The 3,059-nt window shown below is 71.3% G+C and carries 5 protein-coding genes; 2 read left to right on the top strand and 3 right to left on the bottom strand.

Annotation, left to right across the window (positions count from 1 at the left end):
* Positions 1-90: 90 nt before the first annotated feature.
* The 3 genes from ABZS54_RS42630 to ABZS54_RS42640 all read right to left on the bottom strand — a co-directional run bounded on the left by ABZS54_RS42630 (position 91) and on the right by ABZS54_RS42640 (position 1,831).
* Positions 91-249, bottom strand: coding sequence for a hypothetical protein (locus ABZS54_RS42630; protein WP_355548753.1), 159 nt, complete (start codon positions 247-249; stop codon positions 91-93).
* A gap of 248 nt (positions 250-497) precedes the next feature.
* Positions 498-743 (bottom strand): hypothetical protein, encoded by a 246-nt coding sequence (locus tag ABZS54_RS42635; protein ID WP_355548756.1) that lies wholly within the window; start codon positions 741-743, stop codon positions 498-500.
* Between the two features lie 131 nt (positions 744-874).
* Positions 875-1,831, bottom strand: coding sequence for a LysR family transcriptional regulator (locus ABZS54_RS42640; protein ID WP_355548759.1), 957 nt, complete (start codon positions 1,829-1,831; stop codon positions 875-877).
* Between the two features lie 464 nt (positions 1,832-2,295).
* Here ABZS54_RS42640 and ABZS54_RS42645 point away from each other — a divergent pair, with 464 nt between their 5' ends.
* Both ABZS54_RS42645 and ABZS54_RS42650 read left to right on the top strand, forming a co-directional pair.
* A complete protein-coding gene (locus ABZS54_RS42645; RefSeq protein ID WP_355548762.1) occupies positions 2,296-2,448 on the top strand; it encodes a hypothetical protein in 153 nt (50 codons plus the stop codon).
* Between the two features lie 95 nt (positions 2,449-2,543).
* The coding region (locus tag ABZS54_RS42650) for a hypothetical protein (RefSeq protein ID WP_355548765.1) at positions 2,544-3,059 on the top strand (516 nt) is incomplete at its 3' end.

The raw sequence follows: 3,059 nt of genomic DNA on the forward strand, positions 1-3,059 counted from the left end.
CGGGCATGGCCACAGGCATGGGCACGACCGCAGATACGGCCGGCGGCGAAGGCAGCGCCTCGGCCGAAACACGACACCGATCACCTGTTGTCAGTCGTGCGGCATCGCGCGCAAGGCGTACACGATCGCGACGATCACGACCAGGAGGCCGGCCGGCCGGCCGATGTCGACCGGCGCGCCGAAGTGGTCCATCGAAGCAACGTGCTCGCACGTGCCGGCGGCGAGCTCGACCGCCGTGAAGGCATGCATCGCCCGCCACCGCTCCTCATTCGGGCCCTGGGGCCCGGTCCCGGCCGTATTCATGGGGACTTCCTCCTCGCCATCGCACTTCTCTCGAGTGGGCGGAACACCGCAACGAATGCGGCAAAGCGCCGAAAGACAGGCGACGGTGACGAGGGACCGAACAGGAGAATGATCAATTAGCCGTTCGGAGCTTTAGAATGACCTCTTGAACGGAGCGTACGACGGTTTCGGGCGGAGAACAAACGATCCCTGATTCACGGCTCAAGATCATTCGTTTTTGATTTTGATGGCGGTCCGGTTTTCACCGCTTCGGCCGGGATGAAGGAAAAAATATGTTCAAAACATGGCAGTTCGGTGCGCGGCCGAGCGGATTTCGATGGATTCCGGTCGCCGGGGCTCGGAGTCGGCTGGGAAAAGAAATTTTCGAGGATCATGAAATTGCTTCCCCGGCGGGTCTGCGGGTCGAAAATCGATGCGGGATGCACGAATTTCGAACGCATAACTGATGGCGTGTCAGACAACGAGCGCGCCGCAGGACGGGATGCTCCGAAACCACCCCGGTGGGGGCGCGCCGAAGGCGGCACGGGATGCGGGGTTGCGCGCGGGCTCGGATCCGGACGCGCTGCCCGGGTCAAAGACTTCGTGGTGTCGCTCGGTCGGCGTTCGAGGGCGCTCGGGCGGCCGGTTCGGTCGGATTCGGTGCGACCAGTGCCGGATGCGCGGACACGAAGTCGATGAACGCGGCGAGCGCCGGGCCCGGTCGGCGCCGGGCCGACCAGGCGAGCGCGGGCGTCCAGGCGGGCTCCGGGTCCAACCGCACCACGTGCACCGGTTGGCCCGGCTCGACCGCGACCGAGTGCGGCACGATCGCGGCGGCCAGGCCGAATCCGGCCAGGGCCCGGGCGGCACCGGTGTCCCGGGTCTCGAATCGGAACCGGGGCGTGGCACCGGCCGCCGCCAGCGCGGCGAGCACGATCTCGCGCACGACCGACCCGTCGGGGTACGCCACCAGGTCCACCCCGTCCAGCGCCGCCACCGGTAGCCGGCGCCGCCGGGACAGCGGCCCGGAAGTCGCGGTGATCAGCACCAGCGGCTCCCGGTCGAGCGCCCGATGGGCCAACCGGGCGTCCTCCAGGCGGCGCGACCTCGCCACGGTCGCCGCGTCCAGTCGGCCGGCGATCAGACCGTCGGTCGTCTCCTCGCCGGACATCTCCCGCAGGTCCACCTCGACCTCCGGATAGGCGTGGCCGAAGTCGGTCAGCACCCGGGCCAGGCGCACGGTCAGTCCACGCGCGCTGCCTAGCCGGATCCGCCCCCGGGTGCCGCCCGCCCAGCCGAGCATCTCCTCCTCGACCGCCGCCAGATCGGCCAGGATGCGCTCGGCCCCCACCAGCAGCGCCGCACCCGCCGAGGTGAGCTCCACCCGATGATGGTCCCGCTCGAACAGGGTCACGCCCAACTGCCGTTCCAGCTTGCGGATCTGCTGGGACAGGGCCGGCTGGGCGATACCGAGCACCTGCGCCGCGCGGGTGAAGTGCAACTCCCGGGCCACCGCGCGAACGTACTCGAGCTGACGCGAACTGATCATCGGCCGATCCTGCCACCCGCGGCGGGTGCCCGCCGTCCTCACATGGCGGCGACCCGCCGCACGATCTCCCGGCACACCGGGCCCACCTCGGCCGCGTCGTCGGTGGCCAAGATCCGAGCCGGCCGGCGGGCTACGTACTGGCCCTGCCCTACCCGATGTTCCGCTATCCGGACCTGTCCCGCGCGAAGGACGTGCTTGGCGGTCAGGCGACCAGTTCCCGGTGGTACTCCGTGGCCAGGGCGATCGCCCACCCAGTGCCACCACGCCGACCAGCGCGCCGAAGCGGTGGTAGCCGACCGCGCAGTCCGCGTCCCAGTCGCCCTCCGGGAGGCGGATGTCCGCGCCGCCCAACCCGGGCGCGCCGTACGACGGCCGACGCACCGCCGGTCCGCAGCCGCAGGTCGCGCCGAGCGAGGCAGACCGGTCCGACACTCGCGTCATACGTCGCGCCGGCGCTGTCGGCGGTGAGTTGCCTGAACGCCTCCTCCAGGCTCGCGCCGTGGGCGGTCACCTCGTGGACCAGATGGCTGATCGGGGACGCGATCCGGCGCGGGCGCGAGTATCGGGCCGACCTGCACGCGGCGGCGGCCCGGGCGGTGCCGGCCGAGCGGCGGTGAGGTCGTCGGCGACGAACGCCTCCTCGGCGTTGAATGCCGGGAAGACCCTGGCCATCGGTTCCTCGCCGGCGGGGCCGTCGGTTAGGGTGCGCCGCATGGACACTCGTGGGCTCGCCGCCGGGGTCGCACTGTTCGCGGCACTGCTATTGGTCGGGTGCGGGAGCACCGAGTCCGGCAAGGGTTCGGCGGTGGGTTCGGGGGGCCCGTACGCCCCGGGTGCGAGCCCGCCGGCCGCTGCCCCCACGGTCGCCGGCACAGCGCCCGCGGGCGTCGATCCCAGGTTCGTGTACGTCACCGACGTGCCCGGCTACGAGCTCGCGTCGCAGTCGGTCGGGGTGTACGGGGACGCCGGCTTCCAGTCGGTCTATGTATCTCCGCAGGGCCGGCAGATCCACCTGGGCGTGGACGCGGGCGACCCGGGCACCGCGGCTTGCCGGCCGAATCCGCCGTCGGGCGAGACGTGCGTGGCCGACGGCGACGCGTGGTATCGCCTTGCGTCGGCCGAGCACACCTACGCCCGCGCCGGCGACGGCCTGGTCGTGTGGGTGTGGGCCGACCCGAAGGAGGTCGACCGGGTCACCCTGCACACGGCGCTCCTCGCCGCCCGCCCG

The organism is Embleya sp. NPDC005575, assembly GCF_040605455.1.
Taxonomy (GTDB): Bacteria; Actinomycetota; Actinomycetes; order Streptomycetales; family Streptomycetaceae; genus Embleya.

Excerpts from the sequence above, each read along its gene's own strand:
- ABZS54_RS42635 (WP_355548756.1), bottom strand. The coding sequence starts at position 743 with ATGCGTTCGAAATTCGTGCATCCCGCATCGATTTTCGACCCGCAGACC.
- ABZS54_RS42630 (WP_355548753.1), bottom strand. The coding sequence starts at position 249 with ATGCATGCCTTCACGGCGGTCGAGCTCGCCGCCGGCACGTGCGAGCAC.
- ABZS54_RS42640 (WP_355548759.1), bottom strand. The coding sequence starts at position 1,831 with ATGATCAGTTCGCGTCAGCTCGAGTACGTTCGCGCGGTGGCCCGGGAG.